This is a genomic window from Acidiphilium sp. MT5 (assembly GCF_054767495.1).
The window spans coordinates 1-1,171 of record NZ_BAABMR010000041.1 but is presented as its reverse complement, the minus strand read 5'-3'; the positions used below and the strand labels follow the sequence as shown (position 1 = coordinate 1,171).

The 1,171-nt window shown below is 59.8% G+C and carries 1 protein-coding gene; it reads right to left on the bottom strand.

Going from position 1 to position 1,171, the window contains the following annotated elements:
- Positions 1-5: 5 nt before the first annotated feature.
- A complete protein-coding gene (locus ACYUCQ_RS16230; RefSeq protein WP_460255597.1) occupies positions 6-1,100 on the bottom strand; it encodes an IS1595 family transposase in 1,095 nt (364 codons plus the stop codon).
- Between the last annotated feature and the right edge of the window lie 71 nt (positions 1,101-1,171).

Here is a 1,171-nt window from a genome sequence, read left to right as displayed (position 1 = left end):
GGCTCTTATAGCGTTGCCTGTTGATATGGTCCGAGACCGATGGCACCGAGGATCAAGGCGTCGGGTGTGACGTTCTGTCCCAGCGCTTCCAGCGTTCTGCGCCAACCAAGATAATTGGGGAGATTCTTGGTGGCGACGCCGTGGAAGCGCCGGAGCCATTCCTTCAGCCGGCCATGATAAGCGTTGACATTGTTGATGTGAAAATCAGGCGCGTTTGGTTGTGGCTTACCTGGCATTGGCAGGATGTGCGTCGGAATGCCCGCCTTGCGCGCGAAGGCAACAATCGCGGTGCCACCGTCGCAACAGAATTCGTTGGCGGGAGTTACAATACCGTCCAGTGCCGCTGTGATCGACAAGCGGTTCAGTTTTGGCAGTACGGCATCGGTGGTGGCGCCATGCCGGTCACGCGCGACAAGCACAGGTATCTGTTCAGCGGAGATCCCACGCTTGGTGGGCCTGCCGCCTCTCTTGCGGGCCTTACGCGGCATCGCCGATCGCTTGCCCTTGAATGACTCCAGGATAAACGTCTCGTCGCCTTCGACGATCCCCGACAGGGCGTGGGGTTTGTCTTTGGCCAGCTCTTCAAGAAACCTGTGTCGCCACCTAAAGGCAGTGGTGTAATGCACGCCGCTCCGTTTCGCCGCTTTCGCCGTGCTGACACCGTCGATCATGGCCCCAGCTTGTGTGGCCCATTTTTCCTTGTGCCGCAGACGAGCCAGCGGCGTTTTCGTCAGGGCGTTGAATGTGCGTCGGCAGGTCTTGCAGCGATAGCGTGGCAAATCTGCAGACTGACCCCAACGCACAACGTCGCGGCCGTCACAATGGGGGCAGCCGACGCTATCCACGCGCCGCTGCCCGAGTTCAGCCACGGCTTCCCCTGCAATTGGGCTCGATGCCAGCGCGGCAGGCAACACCATTGCCACCGACCGTTCACCAGCGCTCGTCAGGTCGATGCGCGCCGTCATAAGATCCTGCGATACGTCAGCTTCATCAACATGGCTGTCCGACGCCTCCAAAAGAGCCAGAGCCTGCCATGTCCGTCGCCGCTGAGGAAAGGTCAGCGACGCAATCCGCCCGAGCCAGGATTCGAAATCTGCCACGTCCAAGGATCGTCTCCTCACATCAAACCAGACCCTCGTAGCCAATATCAACAGCTAACGCCATAAGAGCC